General features: G+C 41.0%; 15 protein-coding genes and 1 pseudogene. 15 read left to right on the top strand and 1 reads right to left on the bottom strand.

Features of this window, described 5'->3' with window-relative positions; translation table 11 throughout:
- The first annotated feature begins 24 nt into the window (after positions 1–24).
- The 11 genes from HCJ66_RS10395 to HCJ66_RS10345 all read left to right on the top strand — a co-directional run bounded on the left by HCJ66_RS10395 (position 25) and on the right by HCJ66_RS10345 (position 10,529).
- On the top strand, positions 25–897 hold the full coding sequence (locus tag HCJ66_RS10395; RefSeq protein ID WP_187133062.1) for a CvfB family protein: 873 nt from the start codon (positions 25–27) through the stop codon (positions 895–897).
- Positions 898–1,040: 143 nt separating this feature from the next.
- The gene (gene liaF / locus HCJ66_RS10390) at positions 1,041–1,754 is read left to right on the top strand and encodes a cell wall-active antibiotics response protein LiaF (protein WP_187133061.1); all 714 of its coding nucleotides are present in this window, start codon (positions 1,041–1,043) and stop codon (positions 1,752–1,754) included.
- Positions 1,751–2,806, top strand: a complete 1,056-nt coding sequence (locus HCJ66_RS10385; protein ID WP_187133060.1) for a sensor histidine kinase — start codon at positions 1,751–1,753, stop codon at positions 2,804–2,806. The genes liaF and HCJ66_RS10385 overlap by 4 nt, the downstream gene beginning before the upstream one ends.
- Positions 2,803–3,441 carry a response regulator transcription factor gene (locus HCJ66_RS10380; RefSeq protein WP_187133059.1) on the top strand — a complete coding sequence of 213 codons (639 nt, stop codon included), beginning with the start codon at positions 2,803–2,805 and terminating at the stop codon, positions 3,439–3,441. The genes HCJ66_RS10385 and HCJ66_RS10380 overlap by 4 nt, the downstream gene beginning before the upstream one ends.
- 17 nt (positions 3,442–3,458) lie before the next feature.
- Positions 3,459–4,118: a potassium channel family protein gene (locus HCJ66_RS10375; protein ID WP_187133058.1), complete on the top strand. Its 660-nt coding sequence runs from the start codon at positions 3,459–3,461 to the stop codon at positions 4,116–4,118.
- A 164-nt stretch (positions 4,119–4,282) separates the two neighbouring features.
- Positions 4,283–5,194 carry a hypothetical protein gene (locus HCJ66_RS15985; protein WP_222717470.1) on the top strand — a complete coding sequence of 304 codons (912 nt, stop codon included), beginning with the start codon at positions 4,283–4,285 and terminating at the stop codon, positions 5,192–5,194.
- Positions 5,191–6,033 carry an FUSC family protein gene (locus HCJ66_RS10365; protein WP_187133057.1) on the top strand — a complete coding sequence of 281 codons (843 nt, stop codon included), beginning with the start codon at positions 5,191–5,193 and terminating at the stop codon, positions 6,031–6,033. The genes HCJ66_RS15985 and HCJ66_RS10365 overlap by 4 nt, the downstream gene beginning before the upstream one ends.
- A gap of 32 nt (positions 6,034–6,065) precedes the next feature.
- Complete coding sequence (locus HCJ66_RS10360) at positions 6,066–7,094, top strand: DUF389 domain-containing protein (RefSeq protein ID WP_187133056.1); 1,029 nt, start codon at positions 6,066–6,068, stop codon at positions 7,092–7,094.
- Positions 7,095–7,271: 177 nt separating this feature from the next.
- Complete coding sequence (locus HCJ66_RS10355) at positions 7,272–9,191, top strand: immunoglobulin-like domain-containing protein (RefSeq protein WP_187133055.1); 1,920 nt, start codon at positions 7,272–7,274, stop codon at positions 9,189–9,191.
- A 139-nt stretch (positions 9,192–9,330) separates the two neighbouring features.
- Entirely contained in the window at positions 9,331–10,077 is a 747-nt protein-coding gene (locus HCJ66_RS10350; RefSeq protein WP_187133054.1) for a WxL domain-containing protein, read from the top strand.
- A 233-nt stretch (positions 10,078–10,310) separates the two neighbouring features.
- Positions 10,311–10,529 carry a hypothetical protein gene (locus HCJ66_RS10345; RefSeq protein ID WP_187133053.1) on the top strand — a complete coding sequence of 73 codons (219 nt, stop codon included), beginning with the start codon at positions 10,311–10,313 and terminating at the stop codon, positions 10,527–10,529.
- A gap of 49 nt (positions 10,530–10,578) precedes the next feature.
- Here the strand turns inward: HCJ66_RS10345 and HCJ66_RS10340 are convergent, their stop codons facing one another.
- On the bottom strand, positions 10,579–11,535 hold the full coding sequence (locus HCJ66_RS10340; protein ID WP_187133052.1) for an LCP family glycopolymer transferase: 957 nt from the start codon (positions 11,533–11,535) through the stop codon (positions 10,579–10,581).
- Positions 11,536–11,700: 165 nt separating this feature from the next.
- Here HCJ66_RS10340 and HCJ66_RS10335 point away from each other — a divergent pair, with 165 nt between their 5' ends.
- From HCJ66_RS10335 to HCJ66_RS10320, 4 genes and pseudogenes are all read left to right on the top strand, one after another.
- Positions 11,701–12,396 (top strand): N-acetylmannosamine-6-phosphate 2-epimerase, encoded by a 696-nt coding sequence (locus tag HCJ66_RS10335; protein WP_187133051.1) that lies wholly within the window; start codon positions 11,701–11,703, stop codon positions 12,394–12,396.
- A gap of 182 nt (positions 12,397–12,578) precedes the next feature.
- A complete protein-coding gene (locus HCJ66_RS10330; protein ID WP_187133050.1) occupies positions 12,579–12,758 on the top strand; it encodes a hypothetical protein in 180 nt (59 codons plus the stop codon).
- A gap of 12 nt (positions 12,759–12,770) precedes the next feature.
- A pseudogene (locus HCJ66_RS10325) lies at positions 12,771–12,965 on the top strand (glycosyl hydrolase-related protein); the annotation flags it as partial.
- Positions 12,966–13,171: 206 nt separating this feature from the next.
- A complete protein-coding gene (locus HCJ66_RS10320; protein ID WP_187133048.1) occupies positions 13,172–16,408 on the top strand; it encodes an immunoglobulin-like domain-containing protein in 3,237 nt (1,078 codons plus the stop codon).
- Positions 16,409–16,473: the final 65 nt, after the last annotated feature.

Genomic DNA, 16,473 nt, shown 5'->3' with positions numbered 1-16,473 from the left:
AGAATAACTAATGAGGTGGAAAAGTTGATAAATATGATTGGAACGGCACAAGTGATGACTGTTATTGCAAAAGAGGAAGAATATTATATGTTAGAAAAACGTGGCGTGGAAGTGAAATTGCCGCTTACGAATGCATCTAACTTGGACTTGGCAGTTGGGGATACGGAAACCGTGTTTATTTACCGTGATTATGATCATGAGGTTGTGGCGACGACCATTATCCCGAAAGCACAAGTCGGGAAATTTGCTTGGGGAACCGTGACGGATGTGCGCAAGGATTTAGGCGTGTTTGTCGATATTGGGATTCCAAAAGATGTCGTTGTTTCGATGGACGATATGCCGGCGCTGAACCATTTGTGGCCGAAAAAGAATGATCGCTTAATGATTATGTTGCGCGTGGACGAGAAGGAACGGATTTGGGGCGTGCTCGGTGAAGAGCATGATTTCAAGGCGATTTCGACAAAAGCAACGCAGGACATGTTTAATAAAAATGTGACAGGGACGGTTTACCGCTTGTTGAAAGTGGGGACGTTTGTAATTACCGAGGATGGGCATATTGGCTTCGTACATGAAACGGAACGGACCTCCGAACCGCGTCTTGGGCAGAAGTTAGATGCGCGCGTGATTGCTGTGAAGCCAGATGGGACGCTTAATTTATCGCTTCGTGGCCGTGTTCATGAAGTGTTAGGTGACGATGCAGAAATGATTTTAACATACTTACGAAGCGTAGGTGGCAAAATGGCTTTTTCAGATAAATCAGATCCAGATGCGATTCGCGCTAAATTTGGCGTCAGTAAAGCGCAGTTTAAGCGGGCGTTGGGTAGTTTGATGAAGGAGCGCCGGATTAAACAAGAGGATGGCTTCACGTACTTAATAGAAGAAGATAGCGAAAAATAAGACTTAAGATGGAGTGATAGTTCAAGCCACAGCGGCTGTTGTGACTGGGAAAATCTATTTATAATGGGGGACAGAAGTTAATAGTCTAGTTACCCGTTACTTGAGTCTGACTCAAAATTTGACAGCAAAGGGGGGGTATTCAGATGAAAAAATTAGAAGGTTCGTTTATTTTCTTATTCTTGGTGCTAGTCGCAGTGGGTATCGCATTTGAGATGCTTTTCAGATGGGAATTACTTGTGTTATTTGCGGTTGGTATTTGTTTTTTGTTCACATCGCGTAAAGAAGGAATTCCGAAAAAGAAAGCTCGTACTAGGCTCTTTATTGCGGCTGTATTTATATTGATTGCGGTACTTTTAACAGCTACATTCAAAATTGGACTCGTAATCGCAGGGATTTTTGCTGTATATTATTATGTTAGTCGTAAGCGCGCACCGCAGTTATTAATGGTAAAAACGAAAGAAACGGCGGAAAACATGAATCCGCGTAATACGTTTATTCGCAATCAGTGGTTTGGTAATCAGCGGGTGCTAGATGTCGTATATGAATGGGATGATATCAACATTCAGACAGGTATTGGTGACACGATTATTGATCTTGGGAACACGGTTTTACCTACGGGCGAAAGTGTTGTTATGATTCGGAGTTTTTCGGGAAAAATTCGATTGTTAGTGCCGTTTGATTTGGGTATTTGTCTGGAGCACTCAGCTATTTTTGGGCATTTGCAGTATGATAAGGAAAGTACAGCTGTGCAAAATGATACGATTAAACTATACTCGGATAATTATGAGACGGCGCCACGTAAGGTGAAGATCATAACGTCTGTCGTGCTTGGTGATTTAGAGGTGATTAGACTATGACGTTTACACGTGCTTCGATAGCGACAACGACAGGTTTGTTACTCCTTGCCACACTTGGAACGACGGTGATTTATCAATCGGGTGGCGATATTTCGTGGTATGACCTTTTGATTGGAAAAAAGATCTTTTATTTGCCGTTTATCGTTTTTATTGTGTTGATGGCGGTTTCGATTGGAATCATTGTTGGAGCGGTGATTGGCTATATTATTAAGCGGAAGTTCGAGGCGATTGATTTCTCATTGCGGCTTTTGGAGCAAGGGGAATTGGAGAAGAAGTCGGCGGATGATGATGAAATTTATGCAGAGATTCAGCAGGTTTATCATCAGATTGAGCGACTACGTGAAAAAATGAAGGCGCAAACGATGATGACGCAGGAAATTGCGAATGAGCGTGCCGAAACGACTGGGCAGACGAAAGAGGCGATTTTGGCGGAGGAGCGGCACCGGATTGCGCGGGAATTGCATGATTCGGTGAGTCAACAGCTTTTCGCGGCGATGATGCTTTTGTCGGCGCTTAATGAGCAAAGCGAGAAGAACGCAACGCCGATGATGCAGAAACAGTTGAAAATGGTGGAATCGATTGTCAATGAATCGCAGTCGGAAATGCGCGCGTTATTGCTACACTTACGCCCAATTCAGCTGGAAGGCAAGTCGCTGAAAATGGGGATTGAGTTGTTGTTGAAAGAGTTGACGACGAAGTTACCAATTCAGGTCGAATGGCAAATCGAGGATATTTCGTTCCAGAAAGGCATCGAGGATCATTTATTCCGAATTGTGCAGGAGTTGCTTTCTAATACGCTGCGTCATTCAAAGGCGAATTTGCTGGAAGTCCGGATGATTGTGATTGATAATTTGGTCGTTTTAAAAGTGGTCGATGATGGTGTCGGCTTTGATATGAATAAACCGCAGACTGGTTCGTATGGTCTGCAAAATATGCGTGAACGGGTGGCTGAATTTGGTGGCTCGATTAAAATCATTAGTTTTCCTAAGAAGGGAACGAGTGTGGAGATTAAGATTCCACTGGTGAAGAAAAAGGATGTGGACGGCGAATGATAAAAGTTTTACTAGTAGATGATCATGAAATGGTGCGAATCGGTGTTTCTGCGTACCTTTCTGTGCAGGATGATATGGAAGTCGTTGGGGAAGCGGAGAATGGTCGCGAAGGCGTGCAGCTTGCGATGGAGCTACGCCCGGACATTATTTTGATGGACTTAGTGATGGATGAAATGGACGGGATTGAGGCGACGCAGGAGATTATGCGTCAGTGGAAAACGGCGAAGATTATCATTGTGACGAGTTTTATTGATGATGAGAAGGTGTATCCAGCGCTTGAGGCGGGTGCATCGAGTTACATGCTGAAAACGTCGACGGCGGGCGAGATTGCAGATGCTATTCGTGCTACATATGGCGGGGATTCTGTACTAGAACCAGAAGTAACCGGAAAAATGATGCAGCGTTTGACTGCGAAACCTGAGAAGAATTTGCATGATGATTTGACGAAGCGGGAGAACGAAATCTTGTTGCTAATCGCAGAAGGTAAATCGAATCAGGAAATTGCAGACGAACTTTTTATTACGCTAAAAACGGTGAAGACGCATGTGAGTAATATTTTATCGAAGCTAGATGTGCAAGACCGGACGCAAGCGGCGATTTATGCGTTTAAACATGACCTTGTCGATAAAGAGTAAGGGGGCGGATTTTTGCGATGAAAGAAGGATTTGCAGTTATTGGATTGGGACGTTTTGGTGGGAGTATTTGTAAGTCGCTTGTGGAGCAAGGAATGGAAGTGCTGGCGATTGACTCGAACGAAGAGCGCGTCAACGAATTTATGTCGATTGCGACGCATGCCGTGATTTGTAATTCAACCGATGAGAATGCGTTGCGCCAACTTGGAATTCGTAATTTTGAGCATGTGATTGTGTCTATCGGTGAGGATATTCAGTCGAGTATTTTGACGACGCTGATTTTGAAAGAAATGGGCGTGAAGTACGTAACGGCCAAGGCAACGAATGATAAACATGCGAAATTACTTGATAAAATTGGAGCGGATCGCGTGGTGCATCCAGAGCGTGACATGGGTCGCCGAATCGCGCATTATATCGTTTCTAAAAATATGTTGGACTACTTGGAGCTATCGGATGAGTACAGCTTGGTCGAGATTTCCGTTTCCAACCGCCGTTTCTTAGGGAAAAGCCTGCACGAACTGGATTTTCGAAATACGTATGGCGTGAATATTGTCGGAATTAAGCGTGATAAACAGATGATTATTACACCAGAAGCAACCGACATATTGGAATCGAGCGATGTTTTGATTGTCATTGGTAGCGATGATGATATTGAACGTTTGCAAGAACAAATTCAATAATGTGACTGAGGTTAAGCATGAAAATCTGTGCTTAGCTTTTTTATTTTGATCATGTCTACAGCTCGTCAAACAAGGGTATATGACAAACAGCTACCCGAATAAGATAATCTATGATAAAATTTCTATATGATACTAAAAATCAGGGGAAATGGGGACAACACAGAATGAAAAAACTAATTTTAGCAAAGCTAGGAACGAAAGGTTTAATACATATGTTGCAAGTCTTTATTTTTGCGCTTATTTGTGTGGGCGTCCATACATTGCTGATACCGCAATTTATCGGCATGCTTCCAATCGCACTTTTGATGGGAATTATCTCGATTCAACCAACGAGTGGTTTTACAAGAAAAGCGATGCCAAAAATGGGACTCATGTTCGTCATTGCTTGTGTTATCGTGGGGACATCATCTGTATTTTTTGATATGAGTGTATACGTCTATTTTGTAGTGATGGTCGTTGCGCTTTTAGTCATTAACTTTTTGATGCCGCAAAAATACATGGTTCTGACGATGGCGATTGGGACGGCGCTATTCTTCTTGGACACATCGGGTATGGGTGTTCCTTATTGGACTGTTTTGCTTATTATGATAGCTGATGTTGGCGTATTTTTTATTGTAGTGCGCTTGATTGTGCGATTTGTACACATCCCAGTGGAGAAGTCGATTCAGCTAATGATGAAACAGACAATGGGGCTTTTACAAAAAGAATTACACAACATACTGGCGAAAAAAGAAGGTGGACGGCCGAAGCCTTTGTACGGTATTTTTATTCAGTCACAAATGCTGATTCGCGAATACTCGGCGGATAAGCAGAGGGACCCGCTACATGTTGAAATTTATCAGAAAACGTTGGCCTCTTATTTGCAAGCTTATTTCAGTCTAGTAACGATTTCTGAGTTGGGCGAATACGAGATTGATGAAGCGGTGCAAGAGGAGCTGCGTACGATTGGTATTGATGATGTTGCCGTTGTCCCGAGTGGTGACGCGATTTTGTCATTTCATATCAAGGAGTTTGCGAAAGGGATAGATGCGATAAGAGCCAGTATTCAGACGCTGAGCGGGGGTAAGGTGGCATGAAAACGACATTAAGAGAACGGCTAGCACTAGATCCTCGCGTTGCAAAAGTACTTATTAGTTTGCTTATTTGTATTTTTCTGTATCCTTTTTTCGGTACGTATATTGTGTATCCGACTTATGTGTTTAATGCCATTTATGTGACGGCTCAGCTGACGAAAGGTGCGACATATAAATCGAGTATGGAGCGTGTTTTAGGAACGATTGTTGGTGGTGCAACGGGTATTCTTTTCTATTTCATTGTTCCGGATCACCATTTTTTGATGATACCGATTGCGGCGACGATTGCGGTTTTGTGGGGCTATCTTTTTGTTGGCAAATTTACACCAGTTATTGCCGTTATTACAGTCATGATCCTAGTTGGGAAGGGTGAGGGGCAGCCAGTACTCTATATTAATAATCGGATTATCGATACGCTGATTGGGTTGGCTATCGGTTTGCTCATCTATTCTCTCTATCCAAAAAAGAAAACGGAGATGAATCGGATATTTTATGATCATGCAAAAGCTTGTTTGACGCAAATTGATAAAATTCGCGCGAAGTATCAAAAGAAAGAAGCGATGCATGATGATTTAGTGGGGGCTTGGAAGGCTTTACAGGCGCTAAAGGAAGAAAGAATGCGGATTGTGAATGACAGCAGTTTTGTGCCTAAAGTAGAAGAAGCAGAGCCGATGTTGTCGCTTATTCATGATTTAGAGCAGATGTTGCGTAATTTAGAAGTTCTGTACCATCATCCGGTTTCTGATGACACTAATGCAGAATTAGCAGCAGTGATTCCGTATCATGAACAGGCATTTGATGCGCTAGATGAACGAGTAAGGCAAAAAATCGGTGTTAGGTAGCCACGCTATTAATTGTATTATGAGGTGAATATATGGATGCAACAAATTATAATGCAGCAGAGTTTAGACAGAAAGTTCTATCAGATTTAGTAATTAAGACAAGTGATTCGATGATTCTGATGTGCGCGATATTAATTGCTTCGATTGGATTGAACATGAATTCGATTCCCGTCATCATTGGTGCGATGTTAATTTCGCCGTTGATGACACCGATTTTAGGGATTGGGTACGGGCTCTCTGTCTTTGATTTTCAAATTGTAAAGAAGGCGGCTTTATTGTTATTTGTGGAGGTTGTCGTCAGTTTAGTGGTTGCTACGCTTTATTTTTCAATTTCGCCGATTACATATGCGAGCAGCGAGCTTATTGCTAGGACTTCTCCGACGATTTGGGACGTTGTCATCGCATTTACAGGGGGCGTTGCAGGAATCATTGGCGCTAGAAAGAAAACGAGTACGAATATTGTGCCTGGTGTTGCGATTGCTACAGCGCTAATGCCACCACTTTGTACGGTCGGTTATTCGATAGCTACGTTGCAATTTTCTTATTTTGTAGGAGCTTCGTATTTATTTATTATTAATAGTGCTTTTATTATGATTGCGACGTTTATCGGTGTTCGCTTCATGCGTTTTCCTTTGCATACGAGAAAAAGTAGTAAAGAGAACCGAAGACTGAATGTAATTCTGATTATTTTATCGTTGTTGGTTGTTGTTCCAAGTATTTTTTCAGCGGCAACATTAGTGGAGGAAAGTATTCGGACATCGGCTATTAATCAATTTGTGAAGGAAGAGTTTCCTGATGATGTGGTGCTTGATCAGGATTACAATGATGAGACGCAAAAATTAGTCGTAACGATATCAGGAGATTACATGTCTAAAAGCGATGTAGCGAGTGTTCAAGATAGTTTAGCTGACTACGGGTTGGAGGACGTCACGCTAGATATCGACCAAATTCCAGACTTGAATGAGCTTGATGGTGCAGAGCTGAAGCAGTATTTGGATAAATATATTTCAAATCAAGAGGATAATAAAAGTGTAGAACAGCAAGACGGGACAACGAACTAAATTAACTTGAGGTAACCTTATGGCATTTGTCATGGGGTTTTTCTTTGTGCTCAAAAATAAAAAAGTCACGATTTTGTCGTTTTTTGAATGAAATACTGTTACAAATATACAACTCGTAAACTCCCTGTTTGGTATATTTTTAGTATCGATTAATTCAAGTGGAGGTGAGGGTGACCAATGCGTAAAAATTTTAAAAGAACATGGCGTAGTATCCCAACTGTCTTCTTAATAGGCGGACTTATAACGTCATCTTTAGTTATAAATCCATGGAACGTGCAGCATGTGACAGCTGCAACTAGTACGGAAAAGAAACAAGTATTACAGGAAACAACTGATGTTATTTCGATAACGAATGGTGATTTTGAAAACCCTCAATTCAGTGCTACTTACAAAGTCTTTGATCAAGCAAGTGTACCAGGATGGAATACAACGGCGAGTGACGGAAGAATTGAGTTGCAAAGAAATGTTCAAGGTATAACGGCTATTTCTGGAAAACAGTATGCTGAGTTAAATGCAGATGAGGTTGCCTCTTTGTATCAAGATATACCAACAACTCCCGGTTTAAACGTTCGTTGGCAAGTATATCATAGAGGAAGAAAAGGAACAGATACAGCTTCTGTCACATTTGGGGCACCTGGTGGAGCAATGGTTGAACAGACTAGAATGACTGACGGAAATAGCCAATGGGGCCTTCACACAGGTGTGTATACGATTCCTGAGGGACAGACTGTAACACGTTTTCAATTTGATTCCATTTCGTCGGCAGGCGGCGATGGTGTCGGAAATTTACTGGATAATATTCAATTTGCCACACAATCTATCTTAGATGTAGAAGGTAGTTTTTCTACGGCGGATATGAAAGTACGTAATACTACAAACTACCAATTGCAAGTGGCGAATGTTGGTGGTATGACTGCTGTAAACAATACCTTTACTGTTAAAATTCCCCCTGAGTTGAGCTACAGTCCTGGAACGCTTTCTTCTAGTGACACTTCGATTACAAATGAACAATACAATGCTACAACAGGTGAACTTACATTTGCGATCTCGGGCCTTAAAAAAGATGCCTCTGCAATGATTCAAATACCTCTTAAAGGGATAGAAATAACGGACACGGCAGCACCAATTACAAGTGTGACGTATAACGATGAGAACTTCGATACGGATGTCTATAATGCAAATGCGGCCGATAGTTCTATAACTATTTTAGATAATCACATACCAGTAATTACAGGCGAACTGGAAACGATGATTCAGCCTGATGCCTCTTTTGACCCGATGAGTACTATTCAAGCGACTGATGTGGAAGATGGGGATATAACAACAAATGTGAACGTGGCAGGTAGCGTGGATACAAGCAAGTCGGGCACATATGAACTGACCTATGATGTAACGGATTCTGACGGGAATACTGCTTCGTTTAGACGTATCGTTACTGTTGCAGAAAAACCGGTCATTAGGGCTACAACAAAAGTAGCGATTCAAAAAGGGGATAGCTTTGATCCTCTTGCAGGCGTTAAAGCGACGGATAAAGAAGATGGTGATTTGACAAGTCAATTAATGATTGACGGTTCTGTAGATACAAGTCAACTAGGTGATTATGAACTAACGTATACAGTGACCGATAGTGATGGCAATACGACAACATTGATCCGTACGATTACAGTGCAGGACAATCCTGTTTTTGAATTCAATGAAGCACCAGAGGATTTAGTTTTTGAAACGACTGAAATTACTAGTGGTGAAGTAGATATTCCACGTCAAAATCCAGATTGGAAGTTGCAAATCAAGGATACGCGGAATAATGGTGAGAAGTGGCAAGTGACAGGAACGGTAAATGGGCCTTTTGTCGACGTGAATAATCCTAGTAATAAAAAACTATATGATGCTTTGATTTACACGAAAGATGGTGTAGAAACACGTATAATGGACAATCAAGCGTTCGTTATCGGGGAAGGTACGTCGAATTCTGATGACATTACGACCATTCAGTATGCAGCTGATGAAGGGATTCATATGAAAATAAATCCTACCGGTGTGAAAGCGGATAGTCATTATCAGACGAGCATTACATGGACATTGAGTGATGCGCCATAGAATAAAACGCCCATGAAAGGATGTGAGGCACAGAGAGCTTTCACAAGTTATCTAATCCATCAAGCCTTGGCAAATAATTAAGACAGTGAAAAAGCTGATAGCAACATCAAATCGGCACACTTTGAAGGAGACTACTATTTTGAACGTAAATAAAAAAGCAATTTTAGCAACAGTCGCAGTAACAACCGCATTCGCCGCATCTCTTATCGCCCCAAATGCCCCAATCGCAAAAGCTGCAGAAATCGGTACGCTTGATTCCACAGGATCTGTCCTATTTAAAGCGCAAGACAGCTCTGATAACAATGATCCAGTTGATCCACTAAATCCGGATACGCCGGTTGATCCAGATTCAACAGACCCAGGAACAGGCGGCCCATTAAGTATTGATTACGCTTCTTCCTTTGATTTTGGTACACAAACGATTTCTGGGGAAACAAAAACATATACGGCAAAACTGGATCAAATGACAGTTGGTGGTTCTCAGGTAGATGTGCCTAATAATGTTCAAGTATCAGATAACCGCGGGAATAACGCTGGCTGGCAGCTAACCGTAGCTGAAAACGGGCAACTAACAGATGGCTCAAGTCGTACGCTCGATGGCGCGGCAATAACGATTACGAAAGCTACAGCTGTGACGAGAAGCGATTCGGATATTCCAGCCCCAACCGTGGCAACTACGATTACATTAGATCCTGCTGGAACTGCTGCTATGGTCATGAACGCAGAAGCTGATCAAGGTATGGGTCATTGGGTAGACAATTTTGGCGCAGATAATACAGAAGCTGCCGATGCCGTTACATTGAATGTACCTGGTAAAAGCGCGAAATATTCTGATTCAGCATATACAACATCATTGACATGGACATTGTCAGACACACCAAGCTGATGATTCCCCTTAGCTCATAAAATTTCGAAAACGCATCGATCTACAATCTATTTCCCTATCGCTAGCTATGATAGAAAATGGTTGTAGGCCGATGCGTTTTTGATTTCATAAAAGTAGGAAAAAAACGATTGCTTATCAAATGACTACGTAGCCCATTCTCTAATTGTGGTATAGTGATAGATAGTAGTTTGTATCATAGTAAATCGTTAGATAGTGCTAACGGAGGTGAGGCTTTGTATAGAAAATGGGATCTTTTTTATAATAATCATCCTTATTGGGGGATCGTGATCGCAGTTACTGTAGGTAGTGTATTGGGAATTTTGATAGAGTACGCGGTAAATGGTGATTTTTTAGGAAGCGGAATTTATGGCGTATTATTCTATGTGATTTTCCAAGTGTTGCTTGTTATGAGGAGAGAGAGAAGACAAGCAAAGGTGGATAAAAATAAATAAGGTTCCCCTCCGCGATTTAGATGAGAACCTTATTTTAATTTGTGTTTGGTTATTCTAAACCTAAGTGTTTTCGGAAAGCTTTCGTTGCAGCGGCTTTAGATGCAGCATCGGGTTCGTAGTAATACAGATTGAAACCGTACGCTTCACTGTAAATCGAAACGCCGTCGCCTTCCATTTTGAGCGTATCGACATTATTGCGAACGCTAGAGTAATTGGTGGCAATTTCAACGGTGTCATCCATTGTGAGATTTGTAGTAAAATTATCGCCTACTGCTTTTAGGAGTTTATTGAAATGTGTGATAGAAGCAGTGCCGGCAAGCTCGTTACTGATTCCCATGATAACGTCGCGTTGGCGATCTTGACGGCCGAAATCTCCGCGGGGATCTTCATGGCGAATTCGAACATATTGCAAAGCTTCTTTTCCATTTAAGTCAATTTTGCCTTTCACAAAGCGTTTGTTGACTTCGGTTAGATTGATATCATTTGTGACACGGACACCGCCCACAGCTGATACGAGGTCACTGAAACCTTTCATGTTGATAGTAACGTAATAATCGATTGGAACGTTCATAAGCTTTTCTACGGCGTTTACAGTACCTTCTGCGCCGCCTTTTGAATAGCTACCATTTATTTTTCCAATATCGCCGTCATCATAAGTCACTTTCGTATCGCGAGGAATACTAAGCATCTTGACGGAGTTCTTTTCTTTGTTAATCGTTGCAAGAATCATGGAGTCAGAGCGACCGGTTTTCTCACCAGCACGGGCGTCGGTTCCAATCATTAGGATAGAAAAAGCGTGGCCGTCTGTTAGCGTACTAGTAGAGGTCTTATCCTTGGAGAGTGGCACATGAATACCGTTTAAAGTCTGCTGTATACCATTGTAATAGTGAATTGCAAAAGCACCGAGAGTGAAGCTGATGCCAAGTAGGATAACAAAGGAGATCTGAAGTCGGTGCATAAGTCTGGATGGCTTTTTCTCAAAAGGTTGAAAGCGAATTGTATCCATATTTAGTCCTATCTTTCTGTGTTTTGACACGTCTTATTTATAAAAAAAGTTCTGTAAGTGGTATAAATGCTACATTATTGTTAAAATTAACACTATCACAATGTTATCATTCTAAGGGCTATAAATCAAATTAGAATTTAATGATAAAATGGGAGGAATTTTGCCATGAAAGAGGAAGAAAAGGTATCAAAAATGGCTCGGGGACTGATTGTTTCGTGCCAAGCGCTGGAGGAAGAGCCGTTACATAGTCCGTCTATTATGGCTAAAATGGCACTTGCTGCTAAAGTTGGCGGGGCAGTCGGGATTCGGGCGAATACGGCGATGGACATCGAGGCGATTAAAGCGGAAGTGGACTTGCCGGTTATTGGGATTTATAAGAAGAACTATGGCGTGTGTCCGGTCTTTATTACGCCGACGATGCGAGAAGTGGATGAAATTGTAGCGACAGGTGCGGAGATTGTTGCGATGGACGGGACGGATCGGGTTCGACCTGATGGGACGGTCATTGCGGATTTATTTCCTGAAATTAGACGTAAGTATCCGGAACAGCTTTTTATGGCGGATGTGGCGACCGTTGAGGAGGCGATTGCTGCGGAAAAATTGGGATTCGATTTTGTGGCGCCGACTTTATTTGGCTACACGGATGAGACGAGTGGGAAGAAAATTGCGGATGATGATTATGCGCTTTTGCGTCATATTGTGCGTGAGGTTAAGGTGGCGCGGGTGATTGCGGAAGGGAATGTATTGACGCCGGAAATCGCGAAACATATTCAAGAGATTGGTGTTTTTGCGATTGTGGTTGGTGGGGCGATTACGAGGCCGCAGTTGATTACGGAACGGTTTGTGGATGCGCTGAAATAGATATAATAAGGAGATTTTTTATGGAGACGAAAGTCAGTCAGAGTGATTTCCCAGGTAAATGGGTATCGGGAATATCATTACTATTAGCCCCGCTTTTATTTTTAACTGGAATGCTTTTACGCGTCTAATTTCATTTCTTTTTTCCAGATCAGCTTAAAGCTTATGTGAGCCATCCGGAATTAATGACGTTAGCCTATAATTTTACTTACGCTTTGTTGCCACATAAAGGCGATTTTGTGTGCGGCGATGTTGTCCAAGAAGCCTGGGCGTTAAACAATCCGCTTCGCGCGGCGCTTGGTTCGTATGATAAACGTTCCTTGTTAAAAACGGATGGTGAGCAAATTCAGGTTGACGCCGTGTAGAAAGCGGAAGACGAAGATGCCATTATTGTGAGATTACATGAATTTACTGGCGGGCGTTGTCATGTGAAGATGGGGAGTGATTTTCAAGTAACGTCATGGCAGGAATGTGATCTGATGGAGCGCCCAATCGCGGATAAGAAGACAGGCCCACGGGAATTCCCAATCCTTCCTTATGAATTGAAGACGTTTAAGCTGAAATTAAAATAAGCTAGCAGAGCAGAGGTTACCATAGCCTCTGTTTTTTGACCGGTCATTTTCTTCGTTACTTAAAAACGTCATATAACTGTCACAAATTATATCTAAATACAGGAATTCTAGGGTTTTTTGTACAAAATAAGAATGCTAGTATAGAATGTATAGGCTTGACAGTGGGAGCTATGTAAAAATAGATAGGAAAGTAGGAGAAATATGAAATGAAGAAGAAACAAACGTTATTATTTTTAATCGTATTAGTAGGTATTATTATGGTAGGATTTGGTCGCCCAATTTATGCCGATGAATTGAAAACGAAACAAATAAATTCATTAGAAAAAACACCGTGGTTCCAAAATGCAGGCCTTACAAAGGGGATTACACAAGATAAACAAGATTTAGGAATCATTTTACCAGCCAACACGGAGTTAGAAGTTCGTCAAACTAATCCCATTTTTACAGATAGCTTGGTATTAGAATTATTGAATGATGATCGCCAAACGGAGAAGGAGAAAAACGTCACTTCAGCTTGGCAAACAATCAGTAGCAATTATGTTACTGTTCCATTCATCAGAACACCACGAGGCGAAGTTAGACCAGTGCTAGAGTACCGGGTAAAGGGGGATTCTAAACCGTTACCAATTTATACGGATGGTAGTAAAGAATCAGAATTTTTTGGTAAATGGGATAGTACTAATGCTGAATTTGGCTTGATTACATCGAAATATTTTCAGATGTTGGTTCCGAAACTAGATAAAGTATATGTGAGAAATATGCCAGATTTCTCTTCTATAGATCAGTTGTGTGCATATTATAGTGATATATTTGAGACTTATAATAAATTAGCAGGGATTTCTTTTTCTCCTGTAAATCCAACAGATAAGAACATTCCTAATAGATATTTTATAAAGGCAAACGCTCATGGGGAAGGTTACGCCTATTACGGTGTTTTGGAGACAGGTCAAAACGAGTCTTCTATATCTGCTTATCTAACAAAAGGATGGGTGGTATTGCACGAAATTGCGCATGGATATCAAGGTGCCTTTATGGAGCGTTCTTCATTTGATGTTAACGAAGTGTGGAATAATATTTATGCAGAATCGTATGAACGAAAATATTATGGAGCTGACTATTTAGCAAAAGGAACACAAACGAAAAATGGAGAAAAAGAAGCAAGAGAAGCCTCTTTTAATAAAGTTTGGCAATTAGAACACCAAGCATTAAATAAGTGGTCAGGTAGTGATAAAGAACGACTCTTCTCTCTATTCATGAGAAAGGGTGGGGACGAAGGTTTGACTAATTTCAATCAGCAATATCGAAAATTAGCTAATACGCCTAATTTTGTACGAGAGAATTATGATTTGCTGGATTTAATGTCTAAATACTTTGGAGAAACAAGTGGATTTGACTTTACACCGGTGTTGGAATCTGTACGAGGAACAACGGAAGAGAAATTACAACAAGATATAGAGTATAAGGATTATAAAGCAGTTGCCCCATTAAAAGAATTAGTTAGTGCTTCTGAATTAGAGAATGCACAAAAGAAATTGAATTTGGAATCATATTTGTCTTTAGTAGACACGGATCAAATGGCAGAATTGAAATTGACAGGAAACGCTACAATTAAACTAAGTATTGATGATTTTTCACAAATTAGTGGGGGCAATCTAGTTATCAAGAATGGTGCTAAAATCGTAAAAACAGTAAAAATTACATCAGAAACAATCAATCTAGGATCACTGCCTAAAGGTATTTATACGGTATATGCACCAACTGGAAACTCGCAAAAGTACAGTATAGATCAACGGTATTTAAAAGTTCAAAATGATGAAAATACATTAACGATGAAATATACACCTAAAAAAATGAGTCATTTGATAAACCCAGTGAACATCTCCATGCTAGGATTGGCGGAGTGGAAAATCGGTTATTTGGATGTAGATATTGAGAAGGAGCAGATGGTAGTTAACATCAACAAAGCATATCCCAATTTCTTATTCGGTAATAGTCAATATATGAAAGTGCAAGTTATCGATGAAAAAGGGAAAGAGACCTATAATAAAGAGATAAAAGGCGACAATGAGGCTTTATTTTCGGATAAGGTCGTAATAAAAGAAGGCTATAAAATAAGTATTTTCTATGCAGAGCCAAACTTCTTAAGATTTAATAATGCTGGATTTATGGATAAGAATATAATTTTTACAGTCACTGCTTCAGGACTTCAGGATGCATCGCTTGGAGCAAACGGTTTGGATTGGGTGAAGGTGAAAATTGATGATGCTGCGAAACAAATTAGAAATAACCCAACGATGTTCGCGAGTGACTATAGCACGCTAAAAGACGATGTACTACTGGCAATTAAGGGTTTGCCTGAATCAGCGCGTTTAGAGCTAATGGAAACTTACAAAGATGTACTACCCAAAGATTTATCACAGCCAAACCCAGCATCTATTGAGGGGCCTTCTGTGTTAAATGTGGAGCAGACGAACACGGGGACTTTGACGACGCAAGTATTGCCGGCAGCAGCGAATCAAGGCGTGAATTTTGAGTCAAGTAATAAAGGTGTCATGACGATTGACGCGTCTGGAAATTGGCATGCTGTTGGAAAAGGTGAAGCTGTTATTACGATAACGTCGAAAGTAGATAATCATATCACGAAGAAAATCACTGTAAAAGTAACAGAGAAAATGGATTACAGCTTGGCAGTGAATGCTTATAAACTTGATAGCGGCACGTTAACAGGCAAGTTCGGCAAGCATATTTCAAAAGTACGGTTATGGATAAATGGGAAAGTTGTGACACAGGCAACGACGAACGCAGCTGGCGAATATGTATTTGATAACGCGAGCAGCTTTATTCATTCTGCAACAGATGTGGTAGAAGTTGTTGGCGTTGACTCGGCTTATGTAGAACGAGCGAGAATAAAAGTACCTGTGACAGGACAGTCGGAATCCAATACGAATTTGACGCAAAATCCATATAATATTGGAGATATGGCGTTAACAGGCCAATTTGGTAAAGCTATTTTTAAAGTGCGTTTATTTGTCAACGGTATTGTTGTAACGCAAGCAACGACGTCTGAAGATGGAACGTATACCTTTGCGAACGCCTCGAATTTCATTAAATCATCTACAGATAAAATTGAAATCGTTGGTGTGGACACGCAGTATAAAGAAGTGAAACGAATCGTAGCAACCGTAACTGGCAAAGCTCCAGACACGTCTTTACAAGCGAAAGAGTTTACATTTGGAGATAAAACAATTATGGGAACTTTTGGAACGGCGATTTCCAAAGTCCGCCTAGCCGTAAATGGTACCATTGTTCAACAAGCAACGACCGTGGATGGAGGATTTACCTTCACAAGTACCAACTATCTCATCAAAAATCCAACTGATAAAGTAGAAATTATCGGTGTAGATGCACAGTATAAAGAAATAAAACGAATTGTCCTCAACTAAATTATGTTGCAGCGCTTCTTTCTTGCCTACCTAGTAATAGTGTAAGCAGAGGGGGCGCTGTTTAT

Origin of the sequence: Paenilisteria portnoyi (assembly GCF_014322795.1) — a bacterium.
In the GTDB taxonomy this organism is placed as follows: domain Bacteria; phylum Bacillota; class Bacilli; order Lactobacillales; family Listeriaceae; genus Listeria_A; species Listeria_A portnoyi.
The sequence above is the reverse complement of the archived record's forward strand: the minus strand, read 5'-3'. Positions and strand labels throughout refer to the sequence as shown.